The sequence below is a fragment of the Vibrio injensis genome (assembly GCF_001895205.1).
GTDB classification, from domain to species: Bacteria; Pseudomonadota; Gammaproteobacteria; order Enterobacterales; family Vibrionaceae; genus Vibrio; species Vibrio injensis.
In genome coordinates this window covers 184,866-202,787 of sequence record NZ_BDJF01000027.1, presented here as the reverse complement: position 1 = coordinate 202,787, position 17,922 = coordinate 184,866, and the positions used below count along the sequence as shown (strand labels likewise).

Sequence of the window (17,922 nt, the reverse complement as noted above, 5' to 3'; positions counted from 1 at the left end):
GCATTAATGATACTGAATAGTAGCAAGTAAGGTATTCTTATTTACTCTTTTTTTATCAATAAGTTGTATTTTTGTATGTGTCTGTCCAAGGTTATTTATATGGCTATTAGCGGTTAAGTCTGTATAGGTTAATGCCTTCTCTTTACCACAGATCAAACCGCTAGCACTGCTCTTGCAGGTACTTTCAACGATGCTACCAACGAAAGTTATCGATCCACTACCAACTGGAACAGAAGAATAGACGTTTGTAGTGGTGATACAACCTATTGATATTATCAATAAAGACAATTTTTTAAATTTATTCATACGATTCACCATGCAAGTTTCAAGTTTAAAACTAGAATTATTATGTCGTAACTATGTTTTCCTATACTTATTATAGATCAAAAAAACAATAGTACAGATCATTATCTATTTTTAGATGTTAATCACAGATTTGCAGTAGATAGAGGAAGAAAAATGAGATTTTTAATATTTAATGTTCGAAATACTCTATTAGTATCAATTGGTTATTTTTTGTTTATGTCATCTTCTCTAGCTTCTGTAGTACTAACCAATACACGTGTTATCTATCCGGCGAGCAGTACAGAGCATACGATACAGTTCATGAATACGGATACTTTTCCGAACATTGTTCAGCTATGGACAGATACAGGCGATGCTCAATCGACGCCCGAGTCTGCTGATGGTCCATTTGTTCTGTTGCCACCGATTTTTAAGGTGAATCCAGATAGTGGGCAGTCTGTCAGAATGATTTATACCGGTGAGAGCTTGCCTCAGGATAGAGAAAGTGTTTTTTATTTGAATTTTCTAGTCATTCCTCCAAAAATGGAAGAAACACAGGATCAAAATCAATTACTGATTGTATTGCGTAATCGTGTAAAGATATTTTACCGACCATCTTCAATTCAAGGTTCTTCAGGGCAATCCATTGCAAAAATGTCAGCAAGTTTAGCTTATAATAAATATGGTGAACCAAGTAAATTAATACTAAAAAATGACTCTGGTTATTACATTAACCTATCAAACTTAAATATTGATAAAGGTTCTTTTAGATATAATTTTGGACCAACAATGATTGATCCATATAGTGATTTAACATTAGATAATATTTTACGTAAAGAAACTATCGCAAAAAAAGAGTCACCTAAAGAAGATGACGCAATATTAAATTTTGCATATGTTAATGACTATGGAGCACATGTTCCAACTACGGCGAAAATAAATATTTTGACTGGGAATTAGTACCGATGTTTCCTGATATAAATAAAATTAAATTAACACTTTTGTTTTTTGTGTTTTTCTCTATGGAAGTTTATGCTACAGAGAGAAGTTTTTCATTTGATAGCTCATTATTGTTAGGTTCTAATGATGATAATAATCTAAGCAATATCATTGATAATTTATTAAATGAATCATTAGCACAAGAAGGACAGTATAGTGTAGATGTTTATATAAATAATCAATTTCATCGACGTGAATTGGTCAGCATGGTCAATAAAATGAATGAGGTTATCCCTTGCTTTTCAGCTAGTTACTGGAAAGGGTTAGGTGTAAACGATGCATACATATTAACAATAGATGATGAAGATTGTGCAACTGTTCAGGATTTAACTTTTGATCTCAATCGTTCAAATTTAAGACTTTCTTTGTTTGTTCCGCAGGCTTATATGGTCTCTTTACCTCGAGGCTATATTAACCCTGAGCAATGGGACTTTGGAAAATCTGCATTATTTATCAACTATGATGGAAACTATTTCCATTCCAAACAAACGTCTGGTTTAAGTAATAGCGAGAATAGTAGTTTGTTTACTGGTATGCGGATTGGTGGAAACGTTGGTAATTGGCGCTTTCGCAGTCAACTGAGCTACAGCCACACAGACTCAGGATTAAGAACACAAAGTGACTTTAATCATATACGTAGTTATGCACAAACAGCATTACCTTCATGGAAAAGTGAACTCACTTTAGGGCAAACTTTTACTTCAGATACTGTTTTTGATAGCGTAGGTTTTACTGGTGCTGAATTAAAATCAGATATTAGAATGAGGCCTCTTTCTCAACGAGGTTTTGCACCAGTGATCACTGGTGTCGCGAACTCTGTGGCAACAGTCACAGTATCTCAGCAAGGAAGACAAATATACCAGACCACGGTATCACCGGGGCCATTTGAGATTCGAGACCTTTATTCCACTTATTACCAAGGCGATTTAGATGTTTCTATAGAAGAAGCCAGTGGTAGAGTCGCGAATTTTACTGTTCCTTTTAACGCAGTATCTGGATCTATCCGCCCCGGACAGTTTAACTATAGTATTTCAGCCGGCCAGCTACGTTTGACAGAAATATCAGATGAGCCCTACTTTATACAAGGTGTCTATGAGAGAGGTATTAGCAATAGTTTAACTACAAATTTAGGGATGCGAGTATCAGAAAATTATTTTTCATCTGCATTAGGAGCTGTTTTAGGTACCTCAATTGGTGCATTAGGTTTGCGCTCAATATACTCCCATGCTGATATATATGGAAATACCTATAGAGGTTGGCGCGCAGGAGCTGACTATTCTATCGGTTTTGACACAGGTACGACCTTAACTTTAGCTGGATACCGATATTCTACATCAGGTTATCGAACATTAAGTGATGTAGTGGCTGCAAATTCACAGAATGATACTAATACATCAATCGTTTTTAGTCAGTCAGAACGATCTCTACTGAGTTTAAATGTCAACCAGTCTTTAGCAAATATGGGACAACTTTATTTTTCTGGCTCTCACACTAGTTATCGTGGTGAAAAAGATGCAGTTACTCAAGCTCAATTAGGGTACTCATCTCGTATAGGGAAAGCGACACTGAATCTTAATTACTCTAAGATTTATCAACAGGATAGATCTGGTTCTGATGATGTTGTAAGTCTTGGAATTTCAATTCCTTTAGGAGAAAGTAATTATCCAGCATTAATGTCATTAGGTGTAACACGCAATGACAATATGACAAGTTATCAGGCTGGTTTATCTGGTCAACTTGGCGATTTAGAAAATACAACGTATGGATTGAATTACTCTTTAGATGATGATAATTCTACTTATTCAGTAAGCCTAAATCAGTTGGCAGAAAAAGCTTCTTTTGGAGCTACCTATAGCCAAAGTGAAAATTATAAACAGTGGGGAGCAAATATTCGTGGTGGAGCGGTTATACATTCTGGAGGTGTTAACTTAAGCCAAAGTTTGGGAGATTCATTTGCAATAGTAAAGGCGAAAGATGCTAAAGGTGTCGCGATTCGTAACACACGAGGTGCAGCAATTTCAGGTAACGGTTATGGTATTATTAGTAATTTATCACCTTACAGTATCAACCAAATATCTCTGGATCCTTCAACAATTAATAATAAAGATGTTGAGCTTTCAGAAACACAGTTTAGATTAATTCCAACAGCGGGAGCAATTTTAAGCTATGATGTTAGTACCCGTTTAGGTAAAGCCTTGCTAATCCAGATATCTGGAGCAACATTGCCACCACTAGGTTCTGAAATTAAGGATGATGACAACATTAATATCGGTATGGTTTCACAAAGTGGACTTGCTTTTATTCGAGTTTCTAAACCTACTGGCTCGCTATATATTCGTTGGGGAGAGTCAGAAGATCAGAAATGCACATTTGATTACGATATTTCTGATAAAATAAATAGTGATATAGATCTATTGAGGTTATCTACTACATGCAAATAATGTATTTATTTAATAAACATGGTTCTATAAAATGGCTGTTAGGATTGATGAGCTATTTTATTATAAATAGTGCACAAGCTACTTTTTATGGCCCCATTCCAAAGTGTGTGAGAGTTAGTCATGCTCCTGGTCATGCGGCGAATAAGCCTAACTCTGGTAATTTATGGGGTGTACAGGCTGAATATGGTACGACAGGAGTGTGGACGGGAGCAACAGATACTAACTATACTAATATGACAATGGCTGATCCTAATATCACTGATACTAGCTTTCAGCCAGTAGGAACAGTGCTAAGTTCTTCTATTAAAAGTTTTTTGGAGTTTGCTGAATCTGGAAAATATTCACCAGAACAAGTGCTTTACAAATGTCCGGCAGGTGCAGAAAATGTCATCTCTGAAATGTATTCGACAAATGGTGATTACCGTTTTGGTGGTTATGATGATATGGAAGTTGGACAATATTTCGGTATGCCAGGAGTTTACTCTACAAGAGTGAAAGGATTAGGGTTTCGTATTACGAATCTTTCTACGGGCGAGTATTTCTCTCATAATTGGAAGTCTAGACCATTGACTGGATTGGATAGAGATCAATACGGTAATATTTTAGTAAAGGCAAAGAATTTTAGTAATATTAAAGTTGAGCTCATAAGAATACCAGACATTCATCCTAATGGTAATAGCAGTGTTACTTGGAGCGGATATGATGTATCAAAACAATTTGATGACACTCAACCACTTGGTTACTTTGCGGTTCGACTGCCTTTATCGACAAACTTTAATAATTTAGATGGTCCAACGCCGGGATTGAATCATAAAAATCACTATCCAGGTTGGTATCAATATTGGCCTGCGACTATTGGATTATACAAAAGTTTTACTACACGTAGACTACCAACATGTAGAGTAAACTTTGTTACACCAACCGTAACATTTCCAAGAATCAGTGTTGCGGAGCTAAATATAGGGTCTTATAGTAATGCTAGTTTTTCTGTGTCTTATAACTGTCAAGCAGGATCTGTTTTAGGATCAGGTCAAGATCAAGTTAGTATGTTCTTTTTACCTACGGCTGCTAACTTTAAAAAATCAGAAGAGCTATCATTAACTTATAATAGCATATCAACACCATATTTATTAAGTGAAAACTATGAATCTGAAAACACTGCGAAAGGTGTTGCTGTTACCTTTTATGATCAATCAGGAAGACAGCTAAGCTTTTCAAATCCCGATAACTATTTCTCGGTTGTACATAATCCAGGTAGAATAACGCCTATAGGCTCACCTGTTGGTAATAATACCTATTCTATGACTTTTGAGGCTAAGCTGGGGAAAATACCTAAAGGTAATGTAAACGTAACACCTGGTAAATACCACGCTACTGCGCGTGTAGTAATGAGGGTTAATTAATTTATGCGTAGCACTATTCTTTGTTTTATAAGTTTACTCTTTGTAAACCCAGTTTTATCAGGAGTAACAATGGAGGGAACAAGAGTTATTTTTGATTCTTCTAAGTTGTCACAATCAGTGATAGTGATGAACACAAATGACTACGATGTGATCGTTCAGTCTTGGGTTGATGATGGTAACTTAAATAATAAACCGGATAGTGCTGTAGCTCCAGTTATTACAAAGCCGGCTCTTTTTAATTTAAAACCAGGTGCTTCTCAGATAATACAATTGATTAATGTATCTCAGGTTGAATATGAAGAGGAAAAATTATACTGGCTAAACTTATATGAAATACCCCCAATCGATACAGCATCGAATGATAAAATAATATTAACTATGCAAAAACAGTATAAATTATTTTATCGAGCACCATTAATTAGTAAATCAAATTCAGAGATGATAAGATCAATTTATTTCACTCTCATATCAGAAGATAACGCTGGTGAAATCAAGCATTTACTTAAAATAGAAAACAAAACACCCATTCATATTAACTTTGCTAGTGCTGTTATCGACGAACAGGTTTTAGATAATTTTCCAAGTATTGTAAGACCAAATAGTATTTATACAGTGGATTTATTAAATAGACCTAAAAAAAATGAAATAAATATGAATATCATTGATGATTCTGGATTTATTTTTAATGTTTCTAAAAATTTAACTTTATAAGATATGATATGAAAAATTTAATGATTATAATTTTTTCTTGTATAGTTTTTTCTTTCGCTACACATGCAAAAAATTTGACAAACTATAAACTCCATACATCTTTTGGTGAATTATGGAATGATGATAATAGAGGAATAGAAGATGAGAAATTTCTTGGTATTGGTGGTGAGTACTTCATAACAGAAAAATGGAGTACTCAATTTAATTATCTAAACACTAAGGCAGTTTCTGACTTGGACTATAAGAGTTATTTGTTGGGTGGCCGATATTATTTTAATGGTAATGCGGGGACTTCGTTATTTCTATCTGGTGATATAGCTAGAGTTAATTATCCTGAGGATAAAGAAAATCAAATTCATTTTGGCATAGGTATTAATTATGTTATAAATAGCAATATTTACTTGACCGCAGAAATGAGAAAGGTTTTTTCTGAAAATTCATACAATCAAGATGCGATGAGTTTATTGACATTAGGTTATAGATTTAAAACAAGAAATGCTATTATTAATAGAATTGATAGTGAAACTGTTACCCATGGTACTACTCCAGATATTGAAATTTTAACAAAAAATGAACCAGAAGAAGAAAAGGCAATAAAAGTTTCATCAGTTTCATTTTATTTCCCATTTGACTCGTCTAAGCCTATTTTAGTTGATTATAATAAACTGAAAAATTTCTTAGAATACGCTAGTGATAATAATAAATATATTATAATTTCAGGATATACCGATAATATAGGTAATGAAAATTATAATAAGAATTTATCTAAACGTAGAGCAGAATTTATAATGAATAAGCTGAAAATGGATTATTCTATTGAGGATGAGTATTTGTCAATTTTCGCTTATGGTGTAGAATTCCCGAAAGGAGATAACTCGACTCCTGAGGGGCGGGCGATAAATAGACGAGTTACGTTATCTATTCAAAAATAACTCATCATAGCTATAAAAATCCCACGTCATTTATGACGTGGGATTTTTTTTAAAAATACGTTACCGCATATTGTAAGTAGCTAGTCAGTTTTCCTGGTAAAGGATTATTACTAATTGACAAGTAACGTACAACAAAGTTGTGTGAACCTTCAGATTCTCCCGGTGGAATTTTTATTGCATTTTTTGCTTGGTAACCAATTAACATGCCACCAATAAATTCATTATCAAGGGGGGACCCTGAAGGTGAGTCTAAAATTTGCAGTCCGATACCTTCTACTGTACCTGACATTGTAGGAATGAAGCCAGGAATCAGTAAATCCCTATTTTTATCAATTCCCCATGGAGAAAATCTAACATCCCAATGTTGTTCTAAGGTCATACTTCTTAGGCAATCATACAGAGTGATCTCAAATGTAGTTTCACCGGCAGAATCCCCCTCATTTTTCAACTGACCTATATTAATCGTTGGTAATGTTATAATAGGAGACTGGTTAATATTATTGACTTTTACTTGACAAGTTGGATGTTTAATCTTACCACTAATTTCTAATATATTAGCATGAGCATTAATACTCCCTATTAGTAAATAAATAGCCAGTTTTTTAGATGATAAATTTCTCATATAAATAGCTCCATACACGATAAGTAGGTAATAATATCGTATTGTATAATAAATATCCGACAAGGTTTTAAAGCAAGATAAGTCCTACGTAAATTCTATCTTAATCCTACTTTTGTAAATGAATATTGTTATTGTTTTTATTTAGAATAAGAATGCTCTTCATTTGGTCTTCTGGTTTCTTTCTTTGTTGTAGGTTTTTTCTGCAAAGAGTGTGATCTAGGTATATACTAAGACATATAGGTTAATTTGTTTTATGATTAGCGGCTTTGAAAATATTTAATCAAATTAATATATATTTTATAAGATTATTTGATTAACCAATTATAAATTAAACATTAGAGTAACATTTTATGAGCAATATTTTATTAGTTGATGATCATCCTGTTGTGCTTTTAGCAACAAAAATTTTGTTAGAACAACATCAATTTAAGGTTGTTGGAGAGGCTACAAATGGTATAGATGCATTACAGTTAATCAAAAAACTTACTCCTGATATTGTTGTAATTGATTTAAATATTCCCTCTTTAGATGGTATGGAAGTAATCGAACGCTGTAAGGCTTTAAATTTAAAAACACGATTTTTGGTATTAACTTCGCAGTCATCTGAACATTTTATCCATCTTTGTATGCAAGTTGGTGCATCTGGTTATTTATCAAAGACGGAAGGGATCGAAGAAGTATTAACTGCGATTAGATCTATTCAATCGGGTTATAAGTTCTTTCCAGACACTTCATTTTCATATAATAGTTATGAAAGAAAAGAAGAAAGATCTCATTCTTTATCTATTCTCTCGGCAAGAGAAATGATGGTGTTTAAATTTTTAGCATCGGGATTAACTAATAAAGAAATAGCAGAGCAAATGTTACTGAGTAGCAAAACCATTAGCACTTATAAAACTAGGATATTTGAAAAACTTAACATAAGCAATATTGTAGAATTAATCGATGTCGCTAGGAAAAATGGTGTTTTATGAATAAGATTATTCTATTTTTTTTGATTTTCATTTCAAGCCAAATATTTTCTAGAACTTACGGTGTACAACTGTATAGTACATTGCAATATAATAACTATAACTTACCTAAAATTTACCTTTCTGAGGAAGAAAGTATTTGGTTAAGGGGGCGAGTCGTTAGAGTTGGCTTTGTAAAAAAAGATTTTCCACCATATGATATTTCCAATGATGGAACATCTTTTTACTATGAAGGGATAACTGCTGATTATTTAAAATTAGTTGAACTATTACTAGGTATTAAAACACAACTTATTGGATTTAATTCTAGAAAAGATGCAATAGAGGCAATTAAAAATGAGGAAATTGATTTATTAACATCATCTAATGACTATGATAGTCTTTTAGGTTTAGTATTAACAGTGCCATATCAGAGTGATATACCTTCTATTTTTATAAACACAAATGATAGAGGAAGTAAAATAAATAAAATAGGTATATTTTATGAGTATTTACCGGATGAAGTTATATTTAATCGTTATCCTGGAGTGCAGCTAATACATTATCGAACTCCTCAAAAACTCGTTTCATCATTAATCGATGGTTATATTGATGCAATGGTTATTGATTTGTTTTCTGTCAATTATCAAATAAATAGTGAGTTTATCGATAATATATCATTTAAAGATCTTCTTGGATTTGATTCTAAAGGATTTGCATTTGCACTGAATGAAAATAATAAAATTCTATTAGATATATTAAATAGAATTTTACTTTCTACTGATACCAATTTAAAAACCTTATTAAAGATGAATTGGAATGGCGGTGGGGTTTCTGTTCCGAGCAAGGCGATTTTAGAAGATGCTCGATATATGGCCAGTAAATATGTTGATGATAATCAAGAAATTAAAGTTGCACTTTCTAAGTATTCAGCGCCTGTTAGTTATATCGGAAACAATGGCCAACCACAAGGAATTTTAATTGAATTATTAGAACTCATGAAAATATATACTGGCGTTAATTTTAGATATATTTTCAAGGATTCGATTGAAGAACAAATTCGTGCATTAAAAAGTGGTGAGGCTGATATTAGTGCTTTAACACCATCTGAAGCGAGAGATTTTTATTTTACAAAAAGTTTTTTAAGTTCGTCATATGTGATTGTTGCAAAGTCAAATACTAAATCAAATTATGTATCTACAGTTTATATGCCAAGAGGACACTTACTTACAGATGAAATAAAGTTAATTAATCATCATGTAAATGTGGTACCAGCAAAATCTTATATAGATGCTTTGAATGATGTTGTTAATTCAGATGGTGATGCCGTGACAGTTGCCCCATTAATGTTAGCAAATTATTATATAAATCATTTTTTCCAGGATAGTTTATATATACAAAGAATAATTACTGATATACCTGCTGCGACTTTAAGTATTGCAATGCTTAATAATAATTATGAAATGATAAATCTTTTTTCAGAGTTTATAGACTATATACCAGCTAATGATGTTAAAATTATTGCCAATCGGTGGCAAAAAAATGCATTACCGGCTAAGCAAAATTGGAAAGATTATCAATATACAGTGTATACTCTATTTTTCTCAGCTATAATTATAATTATAGTTATAGCTCTTAGTAGTCTTATTATCATTTCTAATTATAGGAAAAGATTATCTGTTAAACAGAAGTTAATCGAGCAACTTAATTTTATTCAAATAGTTATTGATAGTATCCCACATCCTATTTATGCTAGAAATAAAGATTTAGATTATATTTTACATAATAAAAGTTATTTAGATTTTATTAATGGTAGTAACAAATCTCTATTAGGGAAATATACATCTAATAGCTTTGTTTCTGATAGTTTCCGTCAAGAAATTCATTTAGATCATCAGAAAGCTTTAAATGATAACATTACTATATTTAAAGATAGAGAGATTATTAAGTATGGCAAAAAATATCATGTATATCATTGGATTCAGCCTTTTAGTTTAAAAGATGATAATTCCGTAAGTGGTATTATTTGTGGATGGATTGATGTAAGTGAACGTATTAGTCTTCTTGAACAATTATCCTGCGCTAAAGAACAAGCCGATTCAGCAAATGTTGCTAAAAGTAGATTTATTGCGACAATGAGCCATGAAATTCGAACACCAATAAATGCTATTCTTGGACTATTAGAGTTGGTAATTAAAAAATATAAAACAAATGAGTTTGATATTCAATCAATAGATATAGCTTATCAGGCAGCAAATGATTTATTAGATTTGATTGGTGATATTCTTGATATATCAAAGATAGAATCAGGAAAATTAACATTAATGCCTGAAAAAAACAATTTTAAAAATACAATATACTCTGTTTATAAAATATACTCCTATCTGGCGATTCAGAAAGGTATAAAGTTTAACCTCGATTTTGACGAAAATATAAGAGAGGATTTAATATATGATGATGCAAGAATGAAGCAGGTATTAGTAAATATTGTAGCTAATGCTATAAAGTTTACTGAAAAAGGAAGTGTTAATTTAAGTGTATATTTAATAGAAAAGAGTAATGATACTTACAAGATAAAAATCATGCTTACAGATCAGGGTATAGGTATACCTGATCATGATATGGCTGGTATTTTTCAAGCATTTAATCAAGCGAATAATCATGATGGAAAAGGAGGAACTGGTCTTGGTCTTATGATATCTAAAGCTATATGTGATTTGATGTCTGCTAGTTTTGATATTGAAAGTAGAGAGAATATAGGAACAAAAATAAGTATTGTATTAAATTTTAATATCTATAAGCAAGATAATGCTGTTAGTTTAGAAAAAAATAGTATTGAAGTTGAAAATAAGAGATATAAAATTTTAATAGTTGATGATTATGCACCTAATAGGTTGTTGATATCAGAACAGTTAAAGTATTTAAACCATAGTGTAGTACAGTCAATTAATGGGAAAGAAGCTTTAGATATTTATATGCTAGATAAGTTTGACCTTGTTATTACAGACTGTAATATGCCTGAAATGGATGGTTATGAATTAGCAAGGAAAATTAGATGTTATGAAAAGGAACATGATATCGAATCAATATATATTATAGGTTATACCGCGAATGCTCAAAGATAAATTATTGATGATTGTTTGGCGGCTGGTATGAATGGTTGTTTATTTAAGCCGATTACGATTGATGATTTAAATAATGCTATCCATGAAGCTCTTACTAATAAAGAAATAGTTGAATATGATCTTAAAAAAAATGAAGAAAGATTTTTTGATATAGATATGGTTAATGCATTAACATCAGGTAACCTAGAGCTTAATAAAAAAATATTAGAGCAAATTTTAATTGTCAATATAGAAGATATTAAAGATTTAGAAAGTGCATTTAATGAACAAAACTTTATTAGATGCAAATCGATTGCACACAAGATGAAAAGCGGTGCAAATATAATCGGCTGTAAACAAATTTTAGAGAAATGCAGCAATATTGAAGATTCATTATCTTTAGAAAAGGCTGAGTCTCATGTAAAAGATTTAATATCACTAACATCAATAATTAATGGTCAAATAAAAAATGAAATGCAAACTTATTAATGGTCTTCCTCTTTCTAATATTAAGCTAAGTTTTGTAAGAATTCCCCTTGTTTCTGGTTGTCATTTCCTACGATGTTTGTGGTTTTTTCTTATTCATTTAAATTTTTAAGTAAGTAAAATATCATTAATGTTATATGATAATAAGTTTAATTTTCATGCCTGTTATACAAGTAAAATTTAAAAAAGAAAATATTATTAATCAGTTTTTTAATTATGATGATAAACTGGTCATCTTTTCTAATATTATTGAGACATATTTTCAACCTAAAGTAGATATTTTAACAAATAAAATCGTTGGGTTTGAAGCTTTAACAAGAGTTGTTTCGCCTTTATCTCTAGAACTATCACTTGATGAAGTCCTATTATTCATAAAAAAGAATGATTTAGAAAAAGATTTTTTTAATTTTGTATTATCAAATGCAATAGATTTTTTGGTCAGGCAGTCATACTTAGTTGAAAAAATAAAACCAGTATCTATCAATGCTTCCAAGTTTCTTTTAGCCGATCCCGAGGTTATTGATCTTCTAATTAACACTTTTTCACATGCTAATTTACCATCTAATTATTTAGTTATTGAGCTAACAGAAGAGCCTTGTAGCGACTATTCTCCAGACTTTTTGAAAAATAATTTACAATTGCTTAGAGTTAATGGATTTGGTGTTAGTATGGATGACTTCGGTAGCCAAGAATCCAATTTTGATAAACTAATTTCTCATGCTTTCAGTGAGATTAAGCTTGATCGTCAATTTCTTATCAATTTAGATGATGATAAGAACCAAATGTTTATTGAGTTTATGGTCCGTTTTACTAACAGTTTGGATATAGATCTTGTTGTCGAGGGAGTAGAGACGCCATATCAGGCAACTATTTTAAAAAAGTTGGGTGTCACTTTCGTGCAAGGTTTCTTGTATAGTATGCCGGTAAAGCCTAAAGAAGCACTGCAGTTAGCGATTTCTGGTTTAAATCGTCAGTGTTCCGAGCTTATTGGTTGATCCCTTAATGCCAGAGCCCCAGCATTAAGGGCATTATTTTAAATCACGTTTTAAACCACGCCTTGCTCTATCATTGCATCGGCAACTTTACGAAACCCCGCGATATTAGCGCCTAGCACTAAGTTATGTGGTTCACCAAATTCTGCTGCCGTATCACGAGCGTTGCGGTAAATGTTTTTCATGATGACTTTGAGTTTTTCATCGACTTCATAAAAACTCCACGTTTGCATGCTCGCGTTTTGCGCCATCTCTAATTGACTGGTGGCTACGCCGCCAGCGTTTGCGGCTTTCCCCGGACCGTAATAAATTTTAGCGGCAAGAAAGACTTCTACAGCGTCTTGAGTGGATGGCATGTTGGCCCCTTCAGAGACACCGATAATACCATTGGCGATAAGAGCCTGTGCATCTTGTTCCGTCAGTTCATTTTGTGTCGCGCATGGGAAGGCTAACTGAGCTGGAAAGCGCCAGACGGCGTGTCCATCTTGTGGATAATCACTGGCTGGGATATAGCAAGCGTCAGGATGCTCAGTGAGATACTCTTCTAAGCGCACTTTACGTACTTCTTTTAATGTTTTTAACGTGGCTAAATTAATCCCGGTTTCATGATAAATCGTCCCGTTAGAGTCTGAGCAGGTAATCGGTTTTGCGCCCAGTTCGTAGAGTTTTTCTATGGTGTAAATCGCGACGTTGCCAGCGCCGGAAACTAAGCAAGTTTTCCCGCTTAGCGAGAGGCCGTTATCTTCCAACATATTTTGTGCGAAATAAACGCAGCCATAACCGGTGGCTTCCTTACGTACCAAAGAGCCGCCCCACAGTAAGCTCTTACCAGTAAAGACCCCATCATAACGGCCAGTTAACCGTTTGTATTGACCAAACATATAACCAATTTCACGGGCGCCAACACCAATATCGCCAGCTGGGACATCGCATGTCGGTCCGATATGACGATACAACTCATTAATAAACGATTGGCAAAAGCGCATGATTTCGCCGTCGGATTTGCCTTTAGGATCGAAATTGGCTCCACCTTTACCACCGCCAATCGGTAAGCCCGTTAATGCATTTTTAAAAATTTGCTCAAAGCCTAAGAATTTAATGATGCTGGCATTGACGCTAGGATGGAACCGTAGCCCTCCTTTGTATGGGCCTAAAGCAGAGTTAAACTCAATACGATAGCCTTTATTGACTTGAACCTGCCCTTGATCGTCCACCCAAGGCACTCGAAACATGATTTGGCGTTCAGGCTCAACAATTCGTTCAATAATCGCATGCTGTTTGTATTTATCGTTGGTTTCTAGAATGGGCTGTAAAGAATCTAAGATCTCTTCTACAGCCTGATAAAATTCAGCTTGTGCAGGACTTGTTTTTTGTAATTTGACAATGGTGTTATGAATATAAGTCACGATGTGGTCCTTGTGATGTTATCCCTGGATACTGGACGGTATTCGTTGGTCATCAAATGATGATAGCGATACCGCCTCCTCGTTATTGACAGTAACAGGCTGAGCTTTGGTTATTTTTATAACTGTCAATGATGAGAAATAATGCACGGAAAGTGGTTAAAAATCTATGGAAAAACAAAGGGAAGAGGAATTTTTTGCGAGGAGGAAAATAAAAAGGGATGAACCGTCGCATCCCTTTGTTGATATTAGCCCGTCTAGTATGGATAACCAATTAAACGGTTGATGCGATACGGCGGCTTATCGGTAAGTAGCGCGCAACATCCACGCGGTTTTTTCATGGACACGCATTCGGTCAGAGACCAGTGAAGCGGTAGATTCATCGTCTGCCGCTTGAGCGAGTTTTAGTACGTCACGGCAGGTACGGATCACTTGCTCATGAGACTCAGTGAGGATATTAACCATCTCTACGCCATCAGTTAATCCTACCACTTCTTTAATTGAGCTAAGCTCGGCAAATTCTTTATAGGTTCCTGGCGCAGCCACGTCTAGAGAGCGAATACGCTCGGCGATATCATCCACTGCCACCGCAAGCTCTGTGTAGTGCTCTTCAAACATTAAATGCAGTTCACGGAACTGTGGCCCAGTAATGTTCCAATGGAAATTATGGGTTTGTAGGTACAGGGTGTACGAATCGGCGAGTAACCGTTTTAGTCCTTGGGCAATGTTAATGCGATCAGATTCATTGATACCAATATTCATCTTTATCTCCTTTATTGACTATACCTTTGCAACTTGAACTTACGTGCTGGTAGCTAGGTTAGCTCGCCCCATATTGTTGTCTATTAATATGGGGAATTCGTTACCATTGACCCGTAACGCCAAGTTGTTTAGGTATATAGCTTTCTTAGTTGAGGCCGCAGCGTTGGTTTACTTCGCTTATTTCATGTCCATAGTTATCGATGTTCATGGAGTAAACGCTCTTACCACTGCCTGCGACGTCAACGGGTTTAGGTGTAAGCATTGATGCATACTTCACATAATGAGAGAGAACTCGTGATAGATGCAATACAGTTTGATTATGGTTAATGTTATCGAATGCCATCCAACTACTATCTACCTACCTTACTGAATCTTCAAGTTATTTGGACAGTTACCTATCAGATTAATCGTTCGAGGCGATTAGCCGCCATAAGCGATATTGTCTATTCTATGCATAACGCACTGAACGTTGAGAAGATTTTCTCTAACTCGTGAAGGTACGCAAGTTTATTGATGGCAGAAGATTCAGTTTGTTCTAAAGTGTACTAGAGCAAAAAGTAACGTAATGAAAGCATAAGATTTTTTGATAGAAATCTACCCGTGAAGATGATGATTCATCGAAGCAATGTGTCGCAAGGAGAAGATAATGGAAAACAATAACACCTCGTCAGGTGGCAAATGTCCAGTTATGCATGGTGGCGTGACGTCCAATGACATGACCAATATGGATTGGTGGCCTAAAGCGCTCAATCTTGACATTTTGCATCAACACGATGCGAAAACAAACCCAATGGGGGCTGATTTTAATTACCGTGAAGAATTAAAAAAACTCGACGTTAATGCCTTAAAAAACGATCTGAAAGCGTTAATGACCAATAGCCAAGATTGGTGGCCAGCTGACTGGGGGCATTATGGCGGTTTAATGATCCGCATGGCGTGGCACTCGGCCGGAACTTATCGTATTGCCGATGGCCGCGGCGGTGCGGGTACGGGTAACCAGCGTTTCGCTCCTCTCAACTCTTGGCCAGATAACGCCAACTTGGATAAAGCTCGCCGTTTACTGTGGCCAATCAAGCAAAAATACGGCAATAAAATCAGCTGGGCTGACTTGATGATCCTTGCCGGTAACATGGCCTATGAATCGATGGGTCTTAAGACCTTTGGTTTTGCTTTTGGGCGTGAAGATATTTGGCATCCAGAAAAAGACATTTATTGGGGTTCAGAAAAAGAGTGGTTAGCTCCGAGTGGCGCTAAAAACAGCCGTTATTCGGGAGAGCGTGATCTGGAAAACCCACTAGCGGCAGTGATGATGGGGCTGATTTATGTCAACCCAGAAGGGGTTGATGGTAATCCTGACCCACTGAAAACTGCTCATGATATGCGCGTTACTTTTGAACGCATGGCAATGAATGATGAAGAGACGGTTGCGTTAACCGCTGGTGGTCATACTGTTGGTAAATGTCATGGTAATGGCGATGCGGCGAATTTAGGCCCAGCGCCTGAAGGCGCTGAACTGGATGAGCAAGGCTTAGGCTGGATGAATCATACTAAGCGTGGCATCGGTCGTAATACGGTGACCAGTGGTATTGAAGGGGCTTGGACAACCCATCCAACTCAATGGGATAACGGCTATTTCTATTTGCTGTTTACTTATGATTGGGAATTGAAAAAGAGCCCAGCTGGCGCTTGGCAATGGGAACCCATTAATATCAAAGAAGAAGATAAGCCAGTTGATGTTGAAGATCCAAGTATTCGCTATAACCCAATCATGACTGACGCCGATATGGCGCTGAAGATGGACCCTGCTTATCGCAAGATTTCTGAGCGTTTTTATCAAGACCCGGCTTATTTTTCTGAGGTATTTGCTCGCGCTTGGTTCAAACTGACGCACCGTGATATGGGACCTAAAGCTCGCTATATTGGTCCTGATGTCCCTAAAGAAGAGTTGATTTGGCAAGATCCAATCCCAGCGGGACGTAGCGATTATGACGTTGATGCGGTGAAAGCGAAAATTGCCGCCAGCGGCTTAAGTATTAGTGAAATGGTCTCCACCGCTTGGGACAGTGCTCGTACTTTCCGCGGATCCGATAAGCGGGGTGGTGCGAATGGTGCGCGGATCCGTCTCGCGCCACAGAAAGATTGGCAAGGGAACGAACCACAGCGTTTGGCGAAAGTGTTAGCGGTATTAGAAAAGATTGCTGCTGAAGCAGGGATCAGTGTCGCTGATACCATAGTGTTGGCTGGTAACCTTGGGGTAGAAATGGCGGCTAAAGCGGCCGGCGTGGCTATCACCGTACCGTTTGCTCCTGGTCGTGGTGATGCGACGCTTGAGCAAACGGACGTTGCTTCGTTTGATGTCCTTGAGCCGCTTGCTGATGGTTTCCGCAACTGGTTGAAAAAAGATTATGTGGTCAAGCCTGAAGAGATGTTATTGGATCGCGCACAGTTGATGCGTTTAACCGCTCCAGAAATGACGGTACTGATCGGCGGTATGCGTGTACTGGGGACTAACTATGGCGACACAAAGCATGGTGTATTGACCGATAACGTGGGCGTATTAAGTAACGACTTTTTCGTTAATTTAACCGACATGCGTTATACATGGAAACCGACGGGGCGTAACTCGTATGAGATTTGTGACCGCAAAACGGGTCAGGCGAAATGGACGGCAACACGAGTCGATTTAGTCTTCGGTTCAAACTCGATTTTACGTGCTTACGCTGAGATTTATGCGCAACAAGATAACCAGCAAAAATTTGTGCATGACTTCGTTGCTGCCTGGAGCAAAGTAATGAATGCCGATCGTTTTGACCTGTTATGATCATTAATTGA

General features: G+C 35.6%; 14 protein-coding genes. 10 read left to right on the top strand and 4 right to left on the bottom strand.

Translation table 11 applies throughout. From position 1 onward, the window contains the following. Nucleotides 1-3: 3 nt before the first annotated feature. On the bottom strand, nt 4-306 hold the full coding sequence (locus BSR11_RS13045) for a hypothetical protein (protein WP_072670781.1): 303 nt from the start codon (nt 304-306) through the stop codon (nt 4-6). 153 nt (nt 307-459) lie between these two features. On the opposite strand from BSR11_RS13045, the gene BSR11_RS13040 reads away from it, so the two are divergent. The 5 genes from BSR11_RS13040 to BSR11_RS13020 are packed head-to-tail and all read left to right on the top strand — an operon-like array spanning nt 460 to nt 6,771. After that, nucleotides 460-1,245, top strand: coding sequence for a fimbrial biogenesis chaperone (locus tag BSR11_RS13040; protein ID WP_083544989.1), 786 nt, complete (start codon nt 460-462; stop codon nt 1,243-1,245). A gap of 5 nt (nt 1,246-1,250) precedes the next feature. Beyond that, complete coding sequence (locus tag BSR11_RS13035) at nt 1,251-3,725, top strand: fimbria/pilus outer membrane usher protein (RefSeq protein ID WP_072670780.1); 2,475 nt, start codon at nt 1,251-1,253, stop codon at nt 3,723-3,725. Next, entirely contained in the window at nt 3,716-5,128 is a 1,413-nt protein-coding gene (locus BSR11_RS13030; protein ID WP_072670779.1) for a fimbrial protein, read from the top strand. The genes BSR11_RS13035 and BSR11_RS13030 overlap by 10 nt, the downstream gene beginning before the upstream one ends. 3 nt (nt 5,129-5,131) lie before the next feature. Beyond that, nucleotides 5,132-5,839: a fimbrial biogenesis chaperone gene (locus BSR11_RS13025; RefSeq protein ID WP_083544986.1), complete on the top strand. Its 708-nt coding sequence runs from the start codon at nt 5,132-5,134 to the stop codon at nt 5,837-5,839. Nucleotides 5,840-5,847: 8 nt separating this feature from the next. Then, complete coding sequence (locus BSR11_RS13020; protein WP_072670777.1) at nt 5,848-6,771, top strand: OmpA family protein; 924 nt, start codon at nt 5,848-5,850, stop codon at nt 6,769-6,771. Nucleotides 6,772-6,820: 49 nt separating this feature from the next. Here BSR11_RS13020 and BSR11_RS13015 read toward each other — a convergent pair whose 3' ends face one another. After that, nucleotides 6,821-7,393 carry a fimbrial protein gene (locus BSR11_RS13015; RefSeq protein ID WP_072670776.1) on the bottom strand — a complete coding sequence of 191 codons (573 nt, stop codon included), beginning with the start codon at nt 7,391-7,393 and terminating at the stop codon, nt 6,821-6,823. A gap of 350 nt (nt 7,394-7,743) precedes the next feature. Between BSR11_RS13015 and BSR11_RS13010 the strand changes: the two genes are divergently transcribed. The 4 genes from BSR11_RS13010 to BSR11_RS12995 all read left to right on the top strand — a co-directional run bounded on the left by BSR11_RS13010 (nt 7,744) and on the right by BSR11_RS12995 (nt 12,928). After that, on the top strand, nt 7,744-8,367 hold the full coding sequence (locus BSR11_RS13010; RefSeq protein WP_072670775.1) for a response regulator transcription factor: 624 nt from the start codon (nt 7,744-7,746) through the stop codon (nt 8,365-8,367). After that, nucleotides 8,364-11,468, top strand: a complete 3,105-nt coding sequence (locus tag BSR11_RS13005) for an ATP-binding protein (protein WP_072670774.1) — start codon at nt 8,364-8,366, stop codon at nt 11,466-11,468. Before BSR11_RS13010 ends, BSR11_RS13005 begins: the two co-directional genes overlap by 4 nt. 15 nt (nt 11,469-11,483) lie before the next feature. Beyond that, nucleotides 11,484-11,936, top strand: a complete 453-nt coding sequence (locus BSR11_RS13000) for an Hpt domain-containing protein (RefSeq protein WP_139299844.1) — start codon at nt 11,484-11,486, stop codon at nt 11,934-11,936. A 155-nt stretch (nt 11,937-12,091) separates the two neighbouring features. Beyond that, nucleotides 12,092-12,928 (top strand): EAL domain-containing protein, encoded by an 837-nt coding sequence (locus tag BSR11_RS12995; protein WP_072670772.1) that lies wholly within the window; start codon nt 12,092-12,094, stop codon nt 12,926-12,928. Nucleotides 12,929-12,978: 50 nt separating this feature from the next. Here BSR11_RS12995 and gdhA read toward each other — a convergent pair whose 3' ends face one another. Both gdhA and BSR11_RS12985 read right to left on the bottom strand, forming a co-directional pair. Next, nucleotides 12,979-14,331, bottom strand: a complete 1,353-nt coding sequence (gdhA, locus tag BSR11_RS12990) for an NADP-specific glutamate dehydrogenase (RefSeq protein WP_072670771.1) — start codon at nt 14,329-14,331, stop codon at nt 12,979-12,981. Nucleotides 14,332-14,628: 297 nt separating this feature from the next. Beyond that, on the bottom strand, nt 14,629-15,090 hold the full coding sequence (locus BSR11_RS12985; RefSeq protein ID WP_072670770.1) for a Dps family protein: 462 nt from the start codon (nt 15,088-15,090) through the stop codon (nt 14,629-14,631). A gap of 646 nt (nt 15,091-15,736) precedes the next feature. Here BSR11_RS12985 and katG point away from each other — a divergent pair. Further along, nucleotides 15,737-17,911 (top strand): catalase/peroxidase HPI, encoded by a 2,175-nt coding sequence (gene katG / locus BSR11_RS12980; RefSeq protein ID WP_072670769.1) that lies wholly within the window; start codon nt 15,737-15,739, stop codon nt 17,909-17,911. Nucleotides 17,912-17,922: the final 11 nt, after the last annotated feature.